This window comes from Acidithiobacillus sp. TH-A36 (assembly GCF_057473445.1).
In genome coordinates this window covers 1-2,545 of the sequence record NZ_JBYCKP010000473.1, presented here as the reverse complement: position 1 = coordinate 2,545, position 2,545 = coordinate 1, and the positions used below count along the sequence as shown (strand labels likewise).

Annotated in this window: 2 protein-coding genes; both read right to left on the bottom strand. The window is 53.7% G+C overall.

The window, feature by feature from the left end:
• Nucleotides 1-1,278 (bottom strand): HAD-IC family P-type ATPase (locus tag AC2VLY_RS12165; RefSeq protein WP_486891704.1); only part of this gene is annotated, 1,278 nt, incomplete at its 3' end.
• Between the two features lie 13 nt (nucleotides 1,279-1,291).
• Nucleotides 1,292-2,545 (bottom strand): potassium-transporting ATPase subunit KdpA (kdpA, locus tag AC2VLY_RS12160; protein ID WP_486922358.1); only part of this gene is annotated, 1,254 nt, incomplete at its 5' end.

Here is a 2,545-nt window from a genome sequence, read left to right as displayed (position 1 = left end):
ATCCAAGCCTTCCGGCCAGCTTCCCTGCAAATCTTTTATCCAGGCTTTCATGGAATCGGGCGCACCCTTGCGCAGCTGCTGTCCCTCCCAATCCACCCCGCTCATACGGGTTTCGGCCGTAAAGGAAATCAAATTGGCATCCGTGGGCAGCGACTCCTGCTGATCGGGAAAATGCTTCAAGGCCAATGCCACAATACTTTTGCCTTCAGGGGTATCATCCGCCAGGGAGGCCCGACGTGCACCTTGAGCGAGTTGTGCCTCGGATATTCCGGAAACGGGATAAAAAGCAGCCGCCGAACGATTGCCGTAAGTAATGGTGCCTGTTTTATCCAGCATGAGTATGTCTACATCCCCGGCAGCTTCTATGGCCCTACCGGAAGTCGCTACGACATTGGCTTTCAAGAGGCGGACGATGCCAGCAATGCCAATGGCTGGCAAAAGTGCGCCGATGGTTGTGGGAATCAAACACACCAGCAGGGCGATCAGGACCGGCAGGCTGATGACGGAGCCGGAATGACTGGCGTAATGGGCGCTGTACCAGGAAAACGGGTAAATCGTCACGGTCACGACCAGAAACACCAAGGTCAAAAAGACCAGAAGAATACTGAGCGCTACTTCATTGGGGGTTTTGCGTCTCGCAGCCCCCTCGACCATGCTGATCATTTTATCCAGAAACGTATTCCCCGCTTCCTGAGTCACCTTTATAATGAGCCAGTCCGAGATCACGCGGGTGCCGCCGGTTACCGCACTACGGTCCCCACCGCCTTCCCGAATAACCGGCGCACTTTCTCCGGTGATGGCACTTTCATCGACAGCCGCCACACCGGTGATAGCTTCACCGTCTGTCGGTATAAAATCACCGGCTTCCACCAGAATGACGTCACCCGTGCGCAAGCTCGCTCCGGGAACTTCCTGGTAGGCCGCATTGCGTTCGGATTTAGCCAATTTTTTAGCCACCATTTCATGACGGCTTTGCCGCAGGCTACTCGCCTGGGCTTCCCCCTGCCTTTCGGCCAGGGCCTCTCCGTAATTCGCGAAAATGAGGGTCAGCCAGAGCCAGAGATCGATGACCCCGGTGAATAGGGCTTCGCCATTACGCGCAATCAGATCATGGAAAAACAGGGCCAACAGCAGCCAGGAGCCGATATAGACGACGAACATGACTGGATTGCGCATTTGCACCCGGGGCGAAAGCATATTAAAGCTGTCCCAGAGTGCCCCTTTGCTCTGGTCTTTCCAGTCAATCGGTTTTACCTCATGTTTATGCGTAGATTCCATCGTCAGGATTCCTTTAGTGCGTCATGACATGACTGACCGGTGCCAACTGCTCTGCAATCGGTCCCAGCGCCAGTGCCGGAAAGAAGTTCAGTGCGCCAACCAGGAGAATGACACCCACGGTCAAGCCGATGAAAATAGGCGTATGCGTGGCTAAAGTGCCCGATCCTGCCGGTGTTTTCTTTTTCTCTGCCAGAGCCCCCGCCAATGCCAGCAGCGGCAGATACACCCAAAAACGACCAAACAACATACACATCCCGGTTAACAGGTTGTAAAAGCGGGTATCATTGCTGAGTCCACCAAAAGCGCTGCCGTTATTGTTGGCGGGACTAGTCACGGCATAGAGCATTTCGCTGAACCCATGTGCACCCGGATTGAAAACACCGGCGCGCCCTGCTACGGTTGTTGCAGCAATGGCGGTACCAATCAGGACGAGCAGAGGCATCACTAAAATGGACAAGGAAGTCATTTTGATTTCAAACGAGCCGATTTTTTTACCCAAAAACTCCGGGGTGCGTCCGACCATCAACCCACCCAGAAACACGGCAAAAATCATGAAAGCCAGGAAACTGGCAAGACCGGAACCGACGCCCCCAAAAACCACTTCACCCAGTTGCATCAAAAACAGATTGATACCACCGCTGAGCGGAATGAACGAGTCATAAGCGCTGTTGGCCGCACCCGTAGAAGTCGCCGTAGCCACCGTTGCAAACAGGGCCGATGCCCCTGCGCCAATGCGGTCTTCCACGCCTTCCATATTGCCACCTCCGGCAAGCGCCGCATGGTTGGCCTGGGTTACACCCAGTTGATGAAAAATCGGATTTCCCGCCAGTTCAAAGTGCTGGCTGACCAGGGTCAGCGGGATAAACAGAATCAGCATGGAGACCAGAATAGCCCAGGCGGTTTTTTTGGCTTTGGTCATCTGTCCAAACAGAAAAACTAAGCCTACCGGGATGAGAATCATCGCCATCGTTTCCAGAAAGTTGGTCAATCCGGTGGGATTTTCAAAAGGATGGGCATCATTCATGTTAAAAAAACCGCCGCCATTATTGCCCAGCATCATGATGGATTCCTGGGAGGCCACCGGTCCGATATGGATAACTTGCTGCAGAATGGTTTTACCCCCCGAAGTGAAGGGTGCAACCAGATCCGCATGAATGGCCCCGCTCAAGGTCTGAACCACCCCTTGCTGCATCAATATCAAGGAAAAAATCACCGACAAGGGAATCAGGACATAGAGCACGGTCCGGGTCATATCCACCCAAAAATT